Below are 19,530 nucleotides of genomic sequence, written 5' to 3'. Positions count from 1 at the left end.
CAGGCGTTAACAAGGTGCCCTTCCTTTCCCTCAGGCGGCGGTGAGGGTTGCGCGGACGCCGTGGCGGGTGAGGTCGGTGAGCCAGGCCGTCACGTCGGCGCGTACCTGTTCGTCGGCGGCCACCTCGGCCGGCACGATCTCGTCGAGGGCGAGCACCGCGTCGACGGCCCCGGCCGGGGTCTGCGGCGCGTCGGCGAGGGCGGCCCGGATCCGGTCCGCGAGCGGGTCGTCCAGCGGCAGCGTACGGCCGTCGTCGGCGGTGCCCTGGGCGAACCGGATCCAGGCAGCGAGCACCAGTGTTGCCCAACGTGCCGACCGGCCCCCGGCCCGCAGGTCGGCGATGGTGTGCAGGATCCGCTGCGGCAACTTCTGCGAGCCGTCCATCGCTACCTGAAGGGTGCGGTGCCGGATCGCCGGGTTGCCGAAGCGGGCCAGCACCTGCTCGCCGTAGTCGACCACGTCGACGCCCTCGGGCGGGGTGAAGCTGGCGGCCACGTCCTCGGCGATGAGCCGACGCAGCACGGTGTCCAGGTGCGGCAGCGCGAGCGCGTCGGCGATCGTCTCGCAGCCGGCCAGTGCGCCGAGGTACGCGGCGGCCGAGTGCACCCCGTTGAGCGTGCGCAGCTTCAGCCGCTCCCACGGCCCGGCGTCGGCGCAGAGCACCGCGCCGGCCCGGTCCCAGGCGGGCCGTCCGCCGGGGAAGTCGTCCTCGATGACCCACTGGGTGTACGGCTCGGCCGCCACCGCCGCGAGGTCCTCGACACCGAGCGCCAGTCGGGCCGCCGCGAGGGTCTCCGCCGTGCTGGCTGGGACGATCCGGTCCACCATCGTGCCCGGGAACCCGACCTGCGCGCCGACCCAGTCGACGGCCGGTTGCGGTGCCTGTGCGTACGCCAGGGCATGGTTGACCAGGCCGCGCAGCCGGCGGCCGTTGGCGGGCAGGTTGTCGCAGCTGACCAGGGCGATCGGCCCGGCGTCGGCGGCGGCCCGGGCCAGCAGCCCGCGCACCAGCATCCCGGGCACGGTGGCCGGCGGCCGGTCGGTGGTCAGGTCGGCCACCAGCGCCGGGTCCGGGCGCAGGGTCCCGCCGGCCGGATCGAGTTGGTACGCCTTCTCGGTCACCGTCAGCGTGACGACCCGGATCGTCGGGTCGGCCAGCAGCGCCACCACCGCCTGCGGGTCGGCGGCGGCCAGCCGCACCCCGGCCAGCGCCCCGATCACCCGGGTGTGCTGGTCGGCGGCCGACAGCGTGCTGACGCTGAACAGGTTGTCCTGTGCGGTCAGCACCCGCACCAGTTCGGTGTTGCGCGGTGCCACCCCGACGATGCCCCAGTCACCACCGGCCAGGGCCATCGCCTGTTCGGTGTAGACCGCCTGGTGGGCCCGGTGGAACGCGCCGAGCCCCAGGTGCAGTACCCCGGCCGGCACGGTGCCGGGCCGCACTAGGGGACGCGCGTCGGCCGGCAGCCGGCGTAGCGCCCCCAGGTCGAGTCGGGACGCGCCCACGGTCACCGCCACGTCGGGCCGTCCGGGAAGCGGAAGGTGGCGATCGACTCCGGGTGCATGGTGGCGCTGTAGCCGGGTGCGGTCGGCAGCAGGTACCGCCCGTCGCGGGTGCGTACCGGGTCGACGAAGTGTTCGTGCAGGTGGTCGACGTACTCGACCATCCGCCCGTCCAGGCTGGTGCCCACCCGCAGGTAGTCGAAGATCGCCAGGTGCTGGACGTACTCGCAGAGGCCGACGCCGCCCGCGTGCGGGCAGATCGGCACCCCGAACTTCGCGGCCAGCAGGATCTCGGCGAGGACCTCGTTGACCCCGGCGACCCGGCAGGCGTCGATCTGCATCACACCGATCGCCTCGGCCTGCAACAACTGCTTGAAGATGACCTTGTTGGCGGCCACCTCACCGGTGGCCACCCGGCACCGTCCGCCGGTAAGTTCGGTGACCGCACGGGCGATGCGGGCGTGGCCGAGGATGTCGTCGGCGTGGGTCGGCTCCTCGATCCAGTACGGGTCCACCTCCGCCAGGGCGGCCATGTTGGTGATCGCCTCGTCGACGTCCCACACCTGGTTGGCATCCATCATCAGCAGCGCGTCCGGGCCGATCTCCGACCGGATGATCCGGGCCCGCCGCAGGTCGTCGGCGGGCGGTCCGCCGACCTTCATCTTCATCGCCCGCCACCCGGCCGCGTACGCCTCCCGGGTCAGGGCTCGCACCTTGTCGTCCGGGTAGCCGAGCCAGCCGACCGAGGTGGTGTACGACGGGAAGCCGTCGCGCTCCAGCACGGCCAGCCGATCGCCGAGCCCGTCACGGCCCTTGTCCAGGATGGCGGCGGCCTCGTCGGCGGTGAGTGCGTCGGTGATGTGTTTGAAGTCCACGTTGGCCACCAGTTCGTCGGTGGGCAACTCCGCCAGGTAGCGCCACATGGGCTTGTCGGCGAGTTTGGCGCGCAGGTCCCACACCGCGTTGACCAGCGCCCCGGTGGCCATGTGGATGACCCCCTTCTCCGGGCCCAGCCAGCGCAGCTGCACGTCGGCGACGAGGGAGCGCCAGAAGGCCACCGGCTCGGCGGTGATCTCCTCCACGCTGCGTCCCCGCACGTGGTGGGCCAGGGCGTCGACGGCCGCGCAGGTGATCTCGTTACCGCGGCCGTTGGTGAAGGTGAACCCGGCGCCGGTGGGCCCGCCGTCGGTGCTCAGCTCGACGTAGGTGGCCGAGTAGTCACCCCGGTTGATCGCGTCGGAGCCGTCGCCGCTGGCGGCGGTGGGAAACCGCACGTCGTGCACGGTGACGTCGGTGATGGTGGTCATGACTGAGCTGTCCTTTCGTTCGCGACTGCGGTGCTCCGCTGCGCTGCGCTCCTCGCGCTCACCTGAAGCTGTCCTTTCGTTCGCGACTGCGGTGCTCCGCTGCGCTGCGCTCCTCGCGCTCACCGGAACTTGAAGACCCGCTTGGGCAGCCGGTACGCCAGGTCGACGATGGTCTCGGCGGCTTCGTCCATGGGCAGCCGGTGCTCGGCGACGAGCCGGGCCAGGAAGCCCGCGTCGATGCGGCGGGCCACGTCGTGGCGCACCGGGATGGAGCAGAACGCGCGGGTGTCGTCGACGAACCCGGCGGTGTTGTAGAACCCGGCGGTCTCGGTGACGGTTTCCCGGAACCGGCGCAGCACCTCGGGGGAGTCCAGGAACCACCAGGGCGCACCGAGCAGCAGGGCGGCGTACCCGCCCGCGAGGGGAGCCAGTTCCCGGGTGAAGGTGTCCTCGTCGAGGGTGTAGAGCACCACCCGTAGCCGGGGATCGTTGCCGTACGCGTCCAGCAGCGGGGCGAGCGCGTGCACGTACTCGGTGACCTGCGGGATGTCGCCGCCGACATCGCGGCCGTGCCGCGCGTACAGCCACCGGTTGTGGTTGCGTACCGCGCCGGGGTGCAGCTGCATGACCAGCCCGTCGTCGAGCGACATCCGGGCGAACTCCAGCAGCATGTGGCCCTGGAACGCCTCGGTGTCGCCCGGCTCGGCCCGGCCCCGGCGGGCCCGGTCGAACAGCGCCGCCGCGCCCGCTCCGAGGTCGAGGGTGCGGGCGGTGCGGTGACCGTGGTCCGACGAGGTGGCGCCGGCGTCGATGAACGCCGCCCGGCGGGCCCGCAGCGCGGCCAGATAGCCGGCGTACGTGCCGGTGTCCTCGCCGGTGATCTCGCCGAGCCGGTCGACGTTGGCCGACCAGTCCTCGAAGTCTAGGTCGACCACGTTGTCGGGGCGGAAGGTGGTGACCACCCGACCGCCCGGCCCACCCCAACCGTCGGCGGCCAGCTTCGCGTGCCGACCCAGGTCGTCCAGCGGCGACTCGGTGGTGGCGAGCACCTCGATGTTGAACCGTTCGAACAGCGCCCGGGGCCGGAAGTCCGGCTCGGCGAGTTTGGCGGCCAGGGCGTCGTACACCTCGTCGGCGGTGCGCGGCGAGAACCGGGTGTCGACGTCGAAGACCTCGGTGAAGGTCTGCTCCAGCCACAGCCGTGACGGGGTGCCCCGGAACAGGTGCCAGTGTTCGGCGAAGCGACGCCAGATCCGTCGCCCGTCGGTCTCCACCGGGGTCCCGTCGCGGCTGGGCACGCCCAGCTCGGACGGGGGTACGCCCTGGCTGAGCAGCATCCGGGTCAGGTAGTGGTCGGGCACGATGAGCAGCTGCGCCGGGTCACCGAACGGCTGGTCCTCGGCCAGCAGTGCCGGATCGACGTGCCCGTGCGGGGAGATGATGGGCAACCGCGCCACCAGCGCGTACAACTCCCGGGCCAGTGCGCGTTGGCCAGGGTCGGCGGGGAGGAGCAGGTCTGGTCGGGTCGAGGTGGGCACGGGGTGCGGCTCCTGGGGTAGAGGTCAGTCGAGGGTGAGCAGGTCGGCGACGCGTACCGGGGCGCCGGTGTCGAAGGACCGGTTGGCGGCCAACCCGGTGAGCAGGGCCAGTGCGCCGTCCCGGGCGCTGGCCGCACGGTGCAGCGGATCGGTCGCCCCGCCGAAGAGGACCTGGGTCATCCGGGCGTCCGCGCCGCCGTGCCCGTGCCGGGTGTACCCGTCGACCTCGATGCGTTGGGGTGGGGACCAGAACGGGCGCAGGGTCAGCGTGGCCGAACCGCCCTCGGCGGCGGCCTGGTCGCCGTGCAGCGCGGCGCCCTTGAGCGCGCCGGCCGCGGCGGGGCTGACATAATCGCTCTCGGTGACCTCCAGTTCGAGGCGACCCCGGCTGCCGTTGACCATCACCCGGTAGCCCTCCCAGGGTGCGTACGCGGTGAGGTGGTAGGTCATGGTCGCGCCGGTGGAGTAGGTGGCCAGCACCGCCATGTCGTCCTCGATGCTCACCCCCGGGGCGAAGACGTTGCGGTCACGGTGGTAGCCGTCGGCGGCCTCGGCGTCGAGGTACAGCTCGCGGAGCCGGGGGTGCTCGGCCAGGTGCAACGCGAACGGGTCGTCACCGGCAGCGGGGGAGCCGTGCGCCCGGTCGTAGTCACGGGCGTAGCCGTGCCGGCGTCCGTTCTCGCCGTAGAAGAACAGCCGTCCGGCCGCGTACACCTGCACCGGTGTGGCGGAAAGCCACCAGTTGACCAGGTCGAAGTGGTGGCTGGCCTTGTGCACCATCAACCCGCCGGAGCTGGCCTTGTCGCGGTGCCAGCGGCGGAAGTAGTCGGCACCGTGGCGTACGTCGAGCAGCCACTCGAAGTGCACCGAGCCGATCTCGCCGACCGCGCCGTCGGCGAGCAGCCGACGCAACTGCTCGTGCAAGGGGTTGTAGCGGTAGTTGAAGGCCACGGTGACCCGCCGGCCGGTGCGGCGTACCGCGTCGAGGATGCGTTGGCAGCGCGGCGCGTCGGTGGTCATCGGCTTCTCGGTGACCACGTCGCAGCCGGCCTCCAGGGCGGCCACCACGTACTCGTCGTGGGTGACGTCCACCGAGGTGACCAGGACGACGTCGACCCGCTCCTTGGCCAGCATCGCGGTGAAGTCACCGGCGTGGTACGTGGGCACCCGCGGATGGCCGAGGTCGGCGAGCCACCGGTTGTGCGCGTCCATCCGGGCCTGGTTGACGTCGGCGAAGGCGACCAGCTCGGTGGTGTCGGCGTGGTCGTGGACCAGCGCGCGGACGAACATCTCGGCGCGGGCGCCGGTGCCGACCACGGCGTACCGAGCCCGCCTGCCGGATTGCGGAGACACGAACTGATCCTCCTCGATCTCTCTGCAAACCTTTGCAGTGAAGTAATCATGCTCGATCCCTCGACGTCAACGGTGCACCGGCAATCGACGGCTTTTGCGGTAATTGATGGGTATTAGGAGGCGGCGCCGAAACGCATCTGTAATCATCGGCCGTTGACACTGGAGCAACCGTTTGCATTAATTGGCGGCACCCGTGACCGCCGACACATCGACGAAGGGGGCCGCAGTGCCAGTCACGATCCGGGACGTCGCACGGGCCTCCGGTGTGCACATCTCCACCGTCTCCCGCACCTTCTCCGCGCCCCACCTGGTCAACCCGGAGACGCGGGTACGCGTGCTGGCCTGCGCCGAGGACCTGGGCTACCGGCCCAACCGGGCCGCCCGCGCCCTCATCACCGGCCGTACGCACAACATCGGGCTGATCATCGCCGACATCGCGAACCCGTTCTTCCCGCCCCTGATCAAGGCGGCGGAGAGCCAGGCCCGGCACCGCGACTACCACGTCTTCGTGGCCGACACCAATGAGGACGCCGCCGCCGAGGAGGAACTGGTACACGCGCTGGCCAAGCAGGTCGACGGGGTGCTGCTGTGCAGCCCGCGAATGAGCAACAGCCTGATCGAGCAGCTCAGCCGGGAGGTTCCGCTGGTGGTGGTCAACCGCCAGTTGGCCGGTCTGCCGTGCGTGCTGATGGACGTCGGTCAGGGCGCCCGGTCGGCCATCGAGCACCTGGCCGGCCTGGGGCACCGGGAGATCGCCCTGCTCGGTGGACCGCGCGGTTCCTGGACCAGCCGGGAGATCCGGCGGGCCGCCGGTGCGGCGGCCCGGACGGCCGGCGCGGAGTTGACCGTGCTCGGCCCCAACCCGCCGACCGAGCACGGCGGCTTGGCCCAGGCGGAGCAGGTCCGCCGGGCCGGGGTGAGCGCCGTGCTCGCCTACAACGACCTGATGGCGATCGGCCTCCTGGAGGGGCTCGACGCACTCGGGGTGGCGGTGCCGCAGGAGGTGAGTGTCGTCGGCGTCGATGACATCTCACTGAGCCGGCTCACCCGCCCCAAACTGACGACGGTGGCCACCCCGACCGCGGCCGCCGGCCGGACGGCCGTCGACATGTTGCTGCAACAGGACACCGATCTCCCGCGTACCGGGCGGGCCGGCGGTGCAGCGGTGGCAGTCGGCGTCCGTCGTACCACCGCACAGGTAATGCTCCAGACCGAGTTGGTCATCCGCGACTCCACCGGACCGGGCCCCTACGCCGGCCGGGAGCGTCCCGGTGCCACTGCCGCAGGCCCGGGCCCGCATCGCCGTGCGGACCCGGGCGGCCCGAGAGTGGCCGCCGGTGACGTCGTCGCCTCCTAACGCCAAGGAGTGAGCGCACATGCACCCCGCAACGCACCCCACCAGCGCGCCCGACGGGCGCACCTACCGTACCCCTCTGCTACGCCGCCGGTTGCTGCGCGGCCTGCTCGCCGCAGTGGTGGCCCTGCCGCTGGTCAGCGCCGCCGCGGCCTGCGGCGACGACGCCGCATCCGACGGCAAGACCAAGATCTCCATCTTCTGGTGGGGCGGTGACGCCCGCAACCAGCTGACCGTGCAGGCGCTGGATCTCTACACCAAGAAGAACCCGGACGTCGTCTTCGAGACCACCTGGCAGGCCAACCAGGGCTACTTCGACAAGCTGGCCACCCTCACCGCCGGCGGCAACCCGCCGGACATCTTCCAGATCGACGACAACTACCTGACCGAGTACGCGGCCCGTAACGCGACCCTGGACCTGAAGAAGTACCAGGACTCGGGCGATCTCGACACCACCAAGTTCCCGCCCAGCCTGCTCCAGTACGGCGTGGTCGACGGCAAACTGGCCGGCCTGGCGGCCGGCGAGAACACCCAGGGCCTGGTCTACAACAAGACGCTGCTGACCAAGAACGGGCTGCCCGAGCCGACCACCGGAATGAGCTGGGAGGAGCACATCGCCTGGGCCGAGCAGGTCAGCAAGAAGACCGGCGTCCCCGGCACCCAGGACCCGAGCGCCGACTACAAGGCGTTCTGGGTGTGGCTGCGCCAGCAGGGCAAGGACCTCTACTCCGGCAGCGACCTGGGCTTCACCGCCGAGGACGTGACCAAGTGGTTCGAGCTGTGGAAGGGCGCCCGGGATTCCGGCGCCACCCCGACCCCCGACGTCATCCACGAGGGCAACGCCACCGACATCACCAAGCAGCTCGTGGTCACCGGCAAGTCGGCCACCTCCTGGGTCTGGGTCAACCAGATGCCGGAGCTGAAGAAGAACACCGCCGACGAGTTGGGCGTCATCGCCTACCCCGGTGACCCCAGCGCCCAGTGGGCCCGCGCCTCGATGTACTGGTCGGTCTTCCGGGGCAGCAAGAACGCCGACATCGCGGTCGACGTGATCAACTTCCTGGTCAACGACCAGGAGGCGGTCAAGTTGCTCGGCACTGACCGGGGTCTGCCGTCCAACCTGGACCTGCGCCGGGTGGTCAGCGACGACACCACCGACCCGGCGATGAAGCAGTCCATCGAGGTGGAGACCAAGCTGGCCGAGACCTTCGGCGAGGCGCCGCAGGTGCCGATCAAGGGCCACAGCAAGGTACGCGCCGAGCTGACCAAGGCCGCCGAGAACGCGCAGTACGGCCGGGCCACCCCCGCCGAGGCCGCCGCCCAGTTCGTCGCGGCCTGCAAAGCGGCAATCGCCTCCTGACCGCACCGCGCCACCCGGAGAGGAGCAGTTCGTGGCCCTGACCACGGCGCCCGACCCGACCCGCCGCGGCACCGGATCCGTCCGACCCCCCGCCCCTCGGCGCGGGACCGGACGGATCCGGCACGGAGAAGGTCTGGCCGGCTACGTCTTCCTGTCGCCCTGGCTCATCGGTCTGATGGGCATCACGGCGCTACCCATGCTGTTGTCGCTGTACCTCAGTTTCACCAACTACGACATCCTCACCCCGTGGTCCGAGGTGGAATGGGTCGGGCTGGCCAACTACGAACGGATGTTCACCGCCGACCCGTCGTGGTGGCACTCGGTCCGGGTCACGCTGCGCTTCGCGCTGATCGCCGTACCGCTGAAACTGGCCGCGGCGCTCGGGGTGGCCCTGCTGCTCAACCGGGCCTGGCGCGGAGTCGGGCTGTTCCGTGGTCTGTTCTACCTGCCGTCGCTGCTCGGCGGCAGCGTGGCGCTGGCCATCGTCTGGGTGAACATGTTCAACCGCGAGGGGGCGTTCAACTCCTTCCTCGCCCTGTTCGGCATCGAGGGCAAGCCCTGGGTCAACGACCCGGACTGGGCCCTGGAGACGCTGATGGTGCTGGCCATCTGGCAGTTCGGCGCGCCGATGGTGATCTTCCTGGCCGGGCTCAAGCAGGTGCCGACCGAGCTGTACGAGGCCGCTGCGGTGGACGGGGCCAGCAAGTTCCGGCAGTTCGTCAGCGTGACCCTGCCGATGCTCTCCCCGGTGATCTTCTTCAACCTGGTGCTGGAGACCATCAACGGCTTCCAGGGCTTCACCGCCGCCTTCGTGCTCAGCAACGGCACGGGCGGCCCGATCGACTCGACCCTGATGTACACGTTGAACCTGTACATCGCCGGTTTCACCGATCTGGAGATGGGCTACGCCTCGGCGATGGCCTGGGTCTTCCTGATCGCCATCGCGCTCATCACGGTCGTCTTCTTCAGCACCGGCCGGTTCTGGGTGCACTACTCCGACGGGGAGGACCGCTGATGGTGGCGAACACCGTGGCCCCGCCCGTGGCGGCCCGCCCGCAGCGCTCGCGCAGCCGATCCTGGCTGCGGTTGATCATCCTGCTGGCCATCGTGGCGGTCGTGCTGTACCCGCTGATCTGGATGATCGGCACCTCGGTCAAGTCGCAGCAGGAGATCGTCAGCAACATCGGTCTGCTGCCCGAGCGCTTCACGCCGGGCAACTACACCGACGGGTGGAGCAACTTCGACGTCAGCTTCGGCCGGTTCTTCCTCAACAGCGCCATGGTCAGCCTGCTGACCGTCGTCGGCAACGCGGTGAGCTGCCTGCTGGCCGCGTACGCCTTCGCGCGGTTGAAGTTCCGGCTGCGCCGGCTGTGGTTCGCTGTCATGATCGGCACCCTGCTGCTGCCGGCGCACGTGCTGATCGTGCCGCAGTACATCCTGTTCCGCACCCTCGGCCTGGTCGGCGGCGACTGGCCCTACCTACCCCTGCTGATCCCGCAGTTCCTGGCCACCGAGGCATTCTTCGTCTTCCTGATGGTGCAGTTCATGCGGGGCATCCCACGCGAGTTGGACGAGGCGGCCCGGATCGACGGCGCGGGCGCGTTCGGCATCTTCCGGCACGTCATCCTGCCGCTGAGCCGGCCCGCGCTGGTCACCACGGCGATCTTCTCGTTCATCTGGACCTGGAACGAGTTCTTCCGGCAACTCGTCTTCCTGTCCGAGTTGAGCGACTACACCGTGCCGGTGGCGTTGACGCTGTTCATCGACTCGACCAGCCAGAGTGCGATCGGCCCGATGTTCGCCATGGCGGTGCTGTCCCTGCTGCCGGTCTTCCTGTTCTTCGTCGCCTTCCAACGGATGCTCGTCGAAGGGATCAACACCAGTGGAATCAAGGGCTGAGCAGCCGCCGGGCCGCGACTGGCGGGACACCGTACGCGACGGCGCCGACCTGGCGCTGGTGGGCATCCTGACCGTGCTCGCCTCGGCACCGGTGCTGACCGCCGGCGCTGCGGTCGGCACCGCCAGCGCGGCCGTGCACGACTGGCTGAGCACCGGCAGTTGGCCCACCGCGCGGCGGACCCTGTCCCGGTTCGCCCGGGGACTGCTGCCCGGTCTGCCGGTCACCCTGCTCGGCCTCGGCGGTGTCGGGCTGCTCGCCACCAACCTGGTGGTGGTGGCCACCGGCCGGGTGCCGGGCGCAGCGGTGGGGTTGGCCGTCACCACCGTGGTGGCGACCGCCCTGCTCGGGTACGCCGCCGCGATCGTGGTCGAGGTGGGGCGTACCGGCGGCATCGGGTGGCGGTCGGCGGCCTCCCAGGCCGCCCGCGCCTGCCTCGACCACCCCGCGACCTGCGCCGCGCTGGCCGGCACCAGCCTCGTCGCCGTGCTGCTCGCGGTGCTGGTCACCCCGGTCGCGGTACCGATCCTCGCCGGGTACACGCTGGCCGCCGTGCACGCGGTCGCCCGCCGTCGGGCCCTCACCCGCACGGAGCTGTCGTGAACGAGACGAACTCCCGGGCGGAGTTGTCGTCGCACCGGCCGAGCGATCGGGCCGACGTCGTCGGGTCGGCCACCGACGCGCACCTGCTGGTCGACGGTACGCCGGTCGCCCGTTACGTCCTCGCCCCCGACCTGGACGCCAAGCACGGCCTGCGGCCCTATCTGCACCCGGTGCGTACGTTGGCCGGCACCCCGGTCACCGACGCGCTGCCCGCCGACCACGTCTGGCATCTCGGCGCCTCCCTGGCGGTGCAGGACGTCAACGGCACCAACCTCTGGGGCGGGCGTACCTACGTGCGCGACCTCGGCTACACCTGGCGCGCCGATCACGGCCGGATCGTGCACACCGGATGGGAACACCGCTCGCCCGGTCGACTCGACCACCGCCTGCACTGGTGCGACCCGACCGGCGCGGTCCTGCTCACCGAGCGGCGCACCCTTACCGCCTCGCCGGTGTCCGGCCAGGGTGGGGTCTGGCGGCTGGAGGTGAGCAGCACCCTCACCGCCCCCGTCGACCGGGACGTCGTGCTGGGCAGCCCGGCTACCAACGGTCGTCCCGGTGGGGCTGGTTACGGCGGGTTCTTCTGGCGGGCGGTGGCCGCCGAGCCACCCGAGGTGTTCACCGCTGCGCGCCATGGCGAAGAGGCGGTCAACGGGTGTGCCGAGCCGTGGGTGGCGATGGCCGGCAGGGCGCCGGAAGGTGGGGCGTACACCCTGGTCTTCAGCGGTCTCGGTCCGGGTGACCGATGGTTCGTCCGGAGCACCATGTACCCCGGGGTGTGCGTCGCCTTCGCCTTCGAGCAGACCGCGACCATCCCGGCCGGCAGCAGCCGGCACAACGACTACCGGATTCTTGTCGCCGACGGCACCCTCACCCCGCCCGACGTCGAGCGGTGGCAGTCGACGTAGTCGGCTGTGGTCAACCGGCGCCCAGGCAGACGAACGCGGCCGCCGTGGCCGAGGCGGTGCGGTCGCCGCCGGCCACGAAGGCCCGCTGGGCGTCGGCGAGGGCCTGCGCCGGGCCGGCACCGGAGTGCATCCGGCGGTGCAGGTCCAGCATCAGCTCGGTGGTGGGTTCCGCCGGCACCGGCAGCACGGTGGCGACCAGACATCGGGTGCCCAGGGCCAGCAGCACGGCCGCGAAACCCATGATCTCGTCGCCGGGGCGTACTCCGGTCAGCCCCGATTCGCAGGCGGAGAGCACCACGCAGCCGGGCGGACGGGCGATGCGTTCCCACTCGTAGGCGAACAGCGGCCCGTCGGCCAACTCCAGCGTGGAGAACTGGGGATTGTCCGCGCGGAACATGCCGTGCGCGGCGATGTGCACCATCGTGGCACCGTCCAGCGCGGTGGTCAGCGCGTCGGCGGTGGCCTCCGCTCCGGTGAGCAGCCGGGCTGTCGGCAGCACCTGGGCGAGCCGGCGCACCTCGACCGCGCCGGCGGGCAGCCGCGGCCCACTGGCCAGCACCGGCGTACCGGTCCATCCGCGCTGCTGCTCGGCCCCGAGCCAGGCGGTGGCCGACGGGGCGACGGTCACCGCCCGCCCCGCGCAGGTGGGCAGGCCGGCCCAGGCGACCGCGTGCAGGGCGCCGACCGGCACGATCACCAACGGCCGGTCGGCCAGGCGCCGCCGTAGCGGGTCGAACAGTTGACGGTCCAGCGCCGCCGCGGCGTGCTCGGCGCCGGCCCGGGCCGCGGTCGAATCGCCGGTGACGATCAGCCGGCGCAGCCCGAACCGGTGCCAGCGGGCCAGTCGCGTCGCTTCGGCCAGGGGACCGAGGTCGTGCAGGCCGACCCGGCCGTCGCGGACCAGCACCGCCCCGAGCCGGTCGCCGTGCGCGAACAGCTCGACGAGCACCCGGGAGCCGAGCCGCTCGGCCAGGGGGCCCACGCGGGGTGGGGCCGGCGCCGTCGTCGCGCCGGCCACCCGCCGGGCCAGGTCGCGGATGCGGTGTTCCAGTCGGGCCTGCCGGCCCCGCAGGGCGCGCACCGGCCGACCGGTCAGTACCGCGTCTTCCAGCAGACCACTGACGAGCCTGAGTTCGGCCAGTGCCGCGACGAGGTCGGCGTCGTCGGGTGGTAACGCCGGCCGGGTCCGTAGCGTGTTGGCGCGCCACCGCTCGGCCCAGGCCAGCACCCTTGCCGGTTTGCCGGCCCGGACGGCGATGTCCAGTCCCTCCGTCGCCAGTTCCTGCCCGTACGCCCCGCTGTTGGCCCGCAGTTCGGTGGCGCCGAGCGAGGTCCGGTGCCGGTCGAGGACGGCCAGCCCTCTCCGCAGGGCGCGGGCGGCGGCTGCTTCGTCGCCACGCAGCCGACGCAACAGCGCCTGGGCGTACCAGCCCTGGGCGCGCCGGGGAGCGGTGCCTCGGCCCCGTGTGCGGGCGGCCGTGGCGAACAGGTCTGCGGCGCGGTCGGCGCGACCCAGCGCGGCCGCCAGCAGGCCGGCGTCGATGCGGGTGAGCAGCGCAGGATCCGGCCAGCCGGTGGCGTCGAGTTGATCGGCGGTACGCACCATCGCGGTGAACAGGGTGGCGGTGCGGGTCCCGCGCCGGAACTCGGCGCGCAGTTCGACGTGCCGGGCGAAGGTGGCCCAGGTGCGGCGACCCTGCCGCCGGAACCGGGTCCGCGCTGCGGCGGCGGCCTCGGTCGCGGTGTCCAGGTCACCGGCGAGCAGGGCGGCCCGCGCCTGGGCCAGCAGCGCCTCGGCGAGGTCGGACGCCATGCCACGACGGCGCAGTTCCCGGATCGCCGCGGCGGCGACCTCGGTGGCCTCGTCGACCAGCGGCACCGAGAGCAGCAGTTCGAAACGGTCCAGCAGCAACGCCGGTCGGGGCACGGCGAGGCGCTGGTACTCCTCACCGACGGCGGCGAAGCGGTGCAGGGCGCCCGCGATGTCGCCGCGCCGACCGGCCGCGATCCCGCCGTTCCAGCGCGCGTCGGCGGCGGCGAGGTCCAGCCCGAGTTCACCGAAGATCGCCGCCGCTCGGGTGAGGTCGTCGACGTCGCCGGCGGCGCCACGGTGGGCCTTGAGCAACCCCCGGTTGTTGCGGGCCCGGGCCTCCAGCAGCAGGTCGCCCTCGCGCTGGGCGATGTCGATGGCGAGGCCGTAGTCGCGGACCGCCTCGTCGTACCGGCCTCGGTAGTGCAGCACCACCCCGCGCTGCATCCGGGCGCGCCCGGCGTCGGCGCCGGTGAGTTCCGGCAGTGCGGCGGTCACCGCCCGCAGTGCCGCGGCGGTGCGGCCGATGTTGGCCAGGACGTAGCCGAGACTCATCCGGGCCAACGCCCGGGTCCGGGCCGTGTCGGCGGTCCGTACCGCCCGGCGCAGGTGGCGCAGTGCGCCGGAGAAGTCGTTGAGTTCCCGCAGCGCCAGGCCGATGGCCCGCTCCGCAGTGGAGCGCTCGTCGTTCGCGGCGTGTCTGGTGGTGAGTACCCGTTGGGCGATCGTGATCGCCTCACGTGGACGGCGCTGGACGGTGTCGAGCGCCAGCGCAGCGGTGCCGGCACCGGCAGCGGTGCTGTCGGGCATGAGTGCAGGGTCCACCAGTTATCGTGGGCCGTCAATGTCAGCAAATGGTCTCACGGGCGAGGTCGGGATGCGGTCACCCGGCCGGGCCATTGACATGTGCCGATTGATTGGAAGAATCGGTAAGGCCCGCGGAATTCGCCCCGCCGGCCACCCGTGGCCTGCCGCTTCCCGGGCCCTCTGGGAGGACCCTTGCTTCCTGACCACTCCTTACCAGGCGGTACCGGCCGGCTGTCCCGACGGCGGCTGCTGGCCGCGTCCGCGCTGGCCGCAGCGGTCACGCCACTGGGTGCCGGGTCGAGTCCGGCCGCGGCGACCGGCAACCGGGACGCAGACGACGTGGCATACCAACTCGCATTCGCCCAAATGGTGAATGCGGATCGCAACGTACGGCGGCACACCGTTGCCGGTCGGGAAATCCTCTACCGTCCCCGGCAACTGCTCGCCGCCACCGCCGACGTCGGGCGGGTCGTGGCCTGGCTGAGGGACGGCGGGAATCCGGTGACCACCGGTGGGAGCTTCGCCGGCGTCACCCGGCTGCTGTTCGCCGGGGAGACCGACATCCCCCTGATCGTGGCGAAGCTGCGCGACCCCCGACAGTGGGGCGGTCAGCCGGTCCCGCTGGTCCAACCGCACCACGTGCTGCTCGGCCTGGGCAACATCATGGGCAACCCGGGCGGGCCGCCCCGGGCGATCGCCGCACTGCCACCGCCGGATCCGACCCGGCTCGGCGAGGGTGCGGGGGTGACCGTCGGAATCTGCGACACCGGCATCTGGCGGTACGCCGGCCAGCAGCACCCGCACTGGCTCGGCGGCGCCTACCTGCCCGAGCCCGACGACGAGGACCCGCTCTACGTGCACACCGACGTGCTCGCCCCGCAGGGCGGTCACGGTACGTTCGTGGCCGGAGTGGTGCGCCAGGCGGCACCCGGCGTACGGGTCGATCCCGAGACGGCCCTGGATCCGGTCGGCATCGGCGACGAGTCGACGGTGGTGGCCGCCATGAGCCGGCTGGCGGGTGAGGTCAGCGTGATCAACCTTTCCCTGGGTGGCTTCACCCTCGATGACCAGCCCTCGTTGCCGCTGGCCCATGCCGTGGCCGCGTTGCCGCCGACGACTGCTGTGGTGGCGGCGGCAGGCAACGCCGGCATCGGCCGGCCGCTGTGGCCGGCCGCGCTGGAGCGGGTCGTGGCGGTCGCGGCGCTCAGCGTGGGCCCGTCGGGTCCGGTGCCGGCCGGCTACAGCGGATTCGGACCGTGGGTCGACGCCTGCGCCCTCGGCCAGCGCGACAGCACCTACGTCGAGGGCACGCTGCCGTTGCCCGGACGACCGAGCCGGGTGTTCCAGCGCTACGCCACCTGGGCCGGCACGTCGTTCGCCACCGCACACGTCAGCGGTCGCCTGGCCGCCCTGATGACCGCCGGTGGCCTGAGCGCCGACGCGGCCCGGCTGACGCTGCTCGCGGCGCCCCGCTGGCACCCCGACTACGGCGTGTTGGTCGGGTGAGCGCCGTTACTGCCGGTGCGGCGGTGCCGTGGTGACCGGCCGTAGCGCGAGTGACCTGGTCGCCGCCGCGGCAAACGGGGACGAGTCGGCGTGGGCCGAACTGGTCCGCCGCTATACCCCGCTGGTGTACTCGGTGATCCGCTCCCACGACCTGACCGCTGCCGACGCCGCCGATGTCAACCAGACCGTGTGGCTGCGTCTGGTGGAGCGCCTCGACCAGGTACGCGAACCGGAGGCGTTGGCCGGCTGGCTGTCCGTCACCACACGGCGTGAGTGTTACCGGATGTCCCGCCTCGGCCGGCGTACCCAACCCGTCGACCCGTCCGACGACGCGCTGGAGGCCTACCACGGGACCTGGGCGGACGCCGTGGCACCGGACGAGGACCTGTTACGCGCCGAGCGGGGCCAGGCGCTGCGGGAGGGCTTCGCCCAACTCCCGTCGCGCTGCCAGGAACTGCTCTCGTTGCTGACGGCCGACCCGCCGCTGAGCTACCGGCAGATCGCCGACCGGCTGGGCGTACCGGTCGGCAGCATCGGTCCCACCCAGGCGCGCTGCCTACGTCGGTTGCGTGAGTGTGCGGCCCTCGCCCCGTACGTTGGACTGCATCGGTCCGCCGAGGCGAAGGGGGGTGAGCGTGATGGAGCCGTGGCCGCCGGGCGATGACGATCAGCTGACAGCCGAGCTGGGTACCGCGCTCTGGGACGCCGGGGGAGTGCCCGCCGAGCACCTGGCCGCGGCGCGGGCGGCGTTCACCTGGCGGACGGTGGAGGCCGAGTTGACCCTCGCCGAGCTGACCTTCGACTCGGCCTGTCAGGCGGAACCGGCGGGGCTCACCCGGTCGGCCGGTTCGGTGCGTACCCTGTCCTTCCGACGCGGCCCGGTCCTGCTGGAGATCGAGGTCAGCGCCGCGGGAATCGTCGGGCAACTCTGCCCGACCGACGGTGGCCGGGTCAGTGCCCGGAGCACGAGCGGCACCTACGACGAGACCTCCGTCGACGCGGTGGGACTCTTCTCCCTCGGCGTCCCACCGTCCGGCCCGGTCCAGTTGCACGCCCGGGCCGGCGGGTTCACCGTGGTCACCGACTGGGTCTGCCTGCGCTGACGGCACGAGGGCCGCGGGCCGAACAGGCCCGCGACCCTCGCGCCCCCCAGGGATCAGCGCTGCCCGGCGCTGATCAGATACCGCACACCACCCAGGTCGGCCGACCTGGACCCGTTGGTGTCCGGTCCGAATTGGGTGACGTCCAACGCGATCTCCCGGTAACTGGCCACCTCGGCGGAGAAGAGCAGCGTGAACTGCATCCGTTCGCCGGGGGCCCAGCCGCAGGTTGCCCAGCCTGGCCCGGGCTGACGGGGGTTGCGGCCCGGACGGGCCGCAACCCCCTCGCACTACCGCTTGGCAGCGGTGATCAGGTATTGCACGCCGCCGAGGTCGGTCCGTTCGGCACCGGAGGCGTCCGGTCCGAACTGGGTCACGTTGAACGCGATCTCCCGGTCCGACGCGGTCGTTGCGCTGAACAGCAGCGAGAACTGCACTCGCTCACCGGGGTTGAGCGTCAGGTTGCCCAGGCTGGCCCGGGTCGGCTCGACGATCTCCACCTGGGTCCGGCCGATCGGCCGTACGCCGGTGCCGACCGCGCCACCGGCGCGCCAACGCTCGAACAGGTCCGGGCCGAGGTCGACGACCACCCGGCCGCCGATGCCCTGCAACGGCTCGACCGCGTTGAAGACCACCTCGTTGCGCGACGGTACCCGCAACGAGTTGCCGATGGCGAAGGGCCGCACGGCAGGAGTCGTCTGACCCGCGCCGAGCTGCACCGAGTCGACATTGCGCCACGCGACGTTGTTGTTGTACCGGGTGTTGAGGTTGATGTCCGGACCATCGATGGTCATCGGGTCGGTGGCGGACACCCAGCGGGCCAGCAGGCAGAAGTGGCCCGGCCCGGGTACCCCGGTCCACGGGATGATGACCGTGGTGACCCCCGGGTTCACGGTCACGTAGGCCGCCCCGATCTGGGTCCAGTGGGCTGGCCAGACCGCACCACCACCGGGCGTCGTCCGGTAGACCTGCAGCGTCCCGGTACCCACCCCGGAGCCGTAGGGCCCGGGGTTACGCAGCTTGACGAAGATGTAGTTGGTCACCCCGACGATGGGGTTCTGACTGACGGCACACTCGGTGGGGTTCGGGCAGACCTTGATGTCCGGGCTGGCCCACAACGGATTGAGGTTGTGCGGTTGGACCCCGACATCGGCGGCGACGTCCTTGATGTAGACGTCGGTGGTGCTGGTCAGCGCGGCGGGCGCGGTCGCCTCGAACGGCGCGGCGACCGCGCTGGCGCCCAGCAGGCCGGTCAGCGCCGCAGCGGTCAGCCCGACCATCGCGGCCCGGCGGACCCGTCTTCCTAGACTGCTCATGACAGGGTTTCTCCCATCGACGGAGCGTGCGTCGACAAGCGCGTTGCCGTGCTGTGTCGGCGCCGTGACGTCCTTCAAGAGCCGGTGACCGACCCGGAAATACGTCCCCTCAGATGGTGCGAGAACCGGCGAATCGCCCCCGTTTTCAGTCCGGCAGCGGTCGGCAGGAGGCGCGGACGACCAGTTCGGTGGGGAGCCGGATGTGGATGTCGCGCTCGACGCCGGCGATCAGGTCGACGAGCAGGCGCAGCGCCTCGGCGCCCATCCGCTGTATCGGTTGCATGATCGTGGTCAGCGGCGGGTTGACCAGCGCCGACTCCGGCACGTTGTCGAAGCCGATCACGGACAGATCGTCGGGCACCGACAGGCCCATGCTCCGGGCGACATCGATCGTGGAGATCGCGGACAGGTCGTTACCCGCGAAGACCGCCGTCGGCCGGTCGGGCAGGGCGAGCAGTTCGGCGGCCGTCCCGGCGGCACTTTCGATGCGGAACCCGCCGACCCGGACCAGTCGTTCGTCCACCGTCACACCCGCGTCGGCCATGGCCTGCCGGAAGCCCGCCTCACGCAGTCGCGACGACTCCAGGTCGGCGCGTCCACTGATGTGCCCGATCCGGCGGTGACCGAGCGAGAGCAGGTAGTTGGTCGCCAGGACGGCGCCAGCGAAGTTGTCGGAGTCGACGGTGGGCAGGCCCGAGGGGCCGGTGTGCGGGTCGACGGCGACGACGTGGAAGCCCTGCTTGGTCTCCACCACCGTCGGCGTGACGATCACTGCCCCGTCGATGAGGGTTCCGGACAACCGCGCCAGGGATCGCCGCTCCCAGCCGACGGCCGTGCCGGCGACGTCGCCGCTGGAATAGGCGAGCAACTGGTAGCCGGTGCCGGTCACCCCCGCCGAGGCGCCCTTGAGCAGTTCGGTGGAGAAGGGTTCGAACTCCGCGACCAGGATGCCCAGGACGTTCGTCCGGTGGCTGCGCAGGCTCTGCGCGCCCAGGCTGGCCTCGTAGCCGAGCTGGTGGATGACCTGCTGAACCCGTTCCACGGTCGCCTGTGCCACGCCGTACCTGCCATTTACCACCTTGGATACGGTTGCCACGGAGACGCCGGCCGCGCGGGCCACGTCCGACATGTTGACACGCTGCGGGAACGCCACGCCGACGATGATAGA

General features: G+C 71.6%; 17 protein-coding genes. 9 read left to right on the top strand and 8 right to left on the bottom strand.

Going from position 1 to position 19,530, the window contains the following annotated elements; genetic code table 11:
• Positions 1 to 30: 30 nt before the first annotated feature.
• The 4 genes from AB0M35_RS11240 to AB0M35_RS11225 form a co-directional block, all read right to left on the bottom strand.
• Entirely contained in the window at positions 31 to 1,518 is a 1,488-nt protein-coding gene (locus AB0M35_RS11240) for a mannitol dehydrogenase family protein (RefSeq protein ID WP_363744105.1), read from the bottom strand.
• Positions 1,509 to 2,810, bottom strand: a complete 1,302-nt coding sequence (locus AB0M35_RS11235) for an enolase C-terminal domain-like protein (protein ID WP_363744103.1) — start codon at positions 2,808 to 2,810, stop codon at positions 1,509 to 1,511. The genes AB0M35_RS11240 and AB0M35_RS11235 overlap by 10 nt, the downstream gene beginning before the upstream one ends.
• 119 nt (positions 2,811 to 2,929) lie before the next feature.
• A complete protein-coding gene (gene uxaC, locus AB0M35_RS11230; protein WP_363744101.1) occupies positions 2,930 to 4,348 on the bottom strand; it encodes a glucuronate isomerase in 1,419 nt (472 codons plus the stop codon).
• 24 nt (positions 4,349 to 4,372) lie between these two features.
• A complete protein-coding gene (locus tag AB0M35_RS11225; protein ID WP_363744099.1) occupies positions 4,373 to 5,701 on the bottom strand; it encodes a Gfo/Idh/MocA family oxidoreductase in 1,329 nt (442 codons plus the stop codon).
• Positions 5,702 to 5,927: 226 nt separating this feature from the next.
• Between AB0M35_RS11225 and AB0M35_RS11220 the strand changes: the two genes are divergently transcribed.
• The 6 genes from AB0M35_RS11220 to AB0M35_RS11195 are packed head-to-tail and all read left to right on the top strand — an operon-like array spanning position 5,928 to position 11,823.
• Positions 5,928 to 7,058 (top strand): LacI family DNA-binding transcriptional regulator, encoded by a 1,131-nt coding sequence (locus AB0M35_RS11220; protein ID WP_363744097.1) that lies wholly within the window; start codon positions 5,928 to 5,930, stop codon positions 7,056 to 7,058.
• Positions 7,059 to 7,077: 19 nt separating this feature from the next.
• Positions 7,078 to 8,415, top strand: coding sequence for an extracellular solute-binding protein (locus tag AB0M35_RS11215; protein ID WP_363744095.1), 1,338 nt, complete (start codon positions 7,078 to 7,080; stop codon positions 8,413 to 8,415).
• Between the two features lie 31 nt (positions 8,416 to 8,446).
• Positions 8,447 to 9,430, top strand: coding sequence for a sugar ABC transporter permease (locus tag AB0M35_RS11210; protein ID WP_363744093.1), 984 nt, complete (start codon positions 8,447 to 8,449; stop codon positions 9,428 to 9,430).
• The gene (locus AB0M35_RS11205; RefSeq protein WP_363744091.1) at positions 9,430 to 10,314 is read left to right on the top strand and encodes a carbohydrate ABC transporter permease; all 885 of its coding nucleotides are present in this window, start codon (positions 9,430 to 9,432) and stop codon (positions 10,312 to 10,314) included. Before AB0M35_RS11210 ends, AB0M35_RS11205 begins: the two co-directional genes overlap by 1 nt.
• Positions 10,298 to 10,915 carry a hypothetical protein gene (locus tag AB0M35_RS11200; protein WP_363744089.1) on the top strand — a complete coding sequence of 206 codons (618 nt, stop codon included), beginning with the start codon at positions 10,298 to 10,300 and terminating at the stop codon, positions 10,913 to 10,915. The genes AB0M35_RS11205 and AB0M35_RS11200 overlap by 17 nt, the downstream gene beginning before the upstream one ends.
• The gene (locus tag AB0M35_RS11195) at positions 10,912 to 11,823 is read left to right on the top strand and encodes a PmoA family protein (protein WP_363744087.1); all 912 of its coding nucleotides are present in this window, start codon (positions 10,912 to 10,914) and stop codon (positions 11,821 to 11,823) included. Before AB0M35_RS11200 ends, AB0M35_RS11195 begins: the two co-directional genes overlap by 4 nt.
• Positions 11,824 to 11,833: 10 nt before the next feature.
• On the opposite strand, the gene AB0M35_RS11190 is transcribed toward AB0M35_RS11195, so the two are convergent.
• Entirely contained in the window at positions 11,834 to 14,443 is a 2,610-nt protein-coding gene (locus AB0M35_RS11190; protein WP_363744085.1) for a CHAT domain-containing protein, read from the bottom strand.
• Positions 14,444 to 14,632: 189 nt separating this feature from the next.
• Between AB0M35_RS11190 and AB0M35_RS11185 the strand changes: the two genes are divergently transcribed.
• From AB0M35_RS11185 to AB0M35_RS11175, 3 genes are read left to right on the top strand one after another with little or no spacing between them, the layout of a single operon-like run.
• The gene (locus AB0M35_RS11185; RefSeq protein WP_363744083.1) at positions 14,633 to 15,946 is read left to right on the top strand and encodes a S8/S53 family peptidase; all 1,314 of its coding nucleotides are present in this window, start codon (positions 14,633 to 14,635) and stop codon (positions 15,944 to 15,946) included.
• 31 nt (positions 15,947 to 15,977) lie between these two features.
• The gene (locus tag AB0M35_RS11180; protein WP_363744081.1) at positions 15,978 to 16,610 is read left to right on the top strand and encodes a sigma-70 family RNA polymerase sigma factor; all 633 of its coding nucleotides are present in this window, start codon (positions 15,978 to 15,980) and stop codon (positions 16,608 to 16,610) included.
• Entirely contained in the window at positions 16,585 to 17,049 is a 465-nt protein-coding gene (locus AB0M35_RS11175) for a hypothetical protein (RefSeq protein WP_363744488.1), read from the top strand. The genes AB0M35_RS11180 and AB0M35_RS11175 overlap by 26 nt, the downstream gene beginning before the upstream one ends.
• A 53-nt stretch (positions 17,050 to 17,102) precedes the next feature.
• Here the strand turns inward: AB0M35_RS11175 and AB0M35_RS11170 are convergent, their stop codons facing one another.
• The 3 genes from AB0M35_RS11170 to AB0M35_RS11160 form a co-directional block, all read right to left on the bottom strand.
• The gene (locus tag AB0M35_RS11170) at positions 17,103 to 17,249 is read right to left on the bottom strand and encodes a hypothetical protein (protein ID WP_363744079.1); all 147 of its coding nucleotides are present in this window, start codon (positions 17,247 to 17,249) and stop codon (positions 17,103 to 17,105) included.
• 87 nt (positions 17,250 to 17,336) lie between these two features.
• Positions 17,337 to 18,362, bottom strand: coding sequence for a hypothetical protein (locus AB0M35_RS11165; protein WP_363744077.1), 1,026 nt, complete (start codon positions 18,360 to 18,362; stop codon positions 17,337 to 17,339).
• Positions 18,363 to 18,507: 145 nt separating this feature from the next.
• Positions 18,508 to 19,515 carry a LacI family DNA-binding transcriptional regulator gene (locus AB0M35_RS11160; protein ID WP_363744075.1) on the bottom strand — a complete coding sequence of 336 codons (1,008 nt, stop codon included), beginning with the start codon at positions 19,513 to 19,515 and terminating at the stop codon, positions 18,508 to 18,510.
• Positions 19,516 to 19,530 lie beyond the last annotated feature (15 nt).

This window comes from Micromonospora sp. NPDC051196 (assembly GCF_040682415.1).
Classification (GTDB): Bacteria; Actinomycetota; Actinomycetes; order Mycobacteriales; family Micromonosporaceae; genus Micromonospora.
The sequence above is the reverse complement of the archived record's forward strand: the minus strand, read 5'-3'. Positions and strand labels throughout refer to the sequence as shown.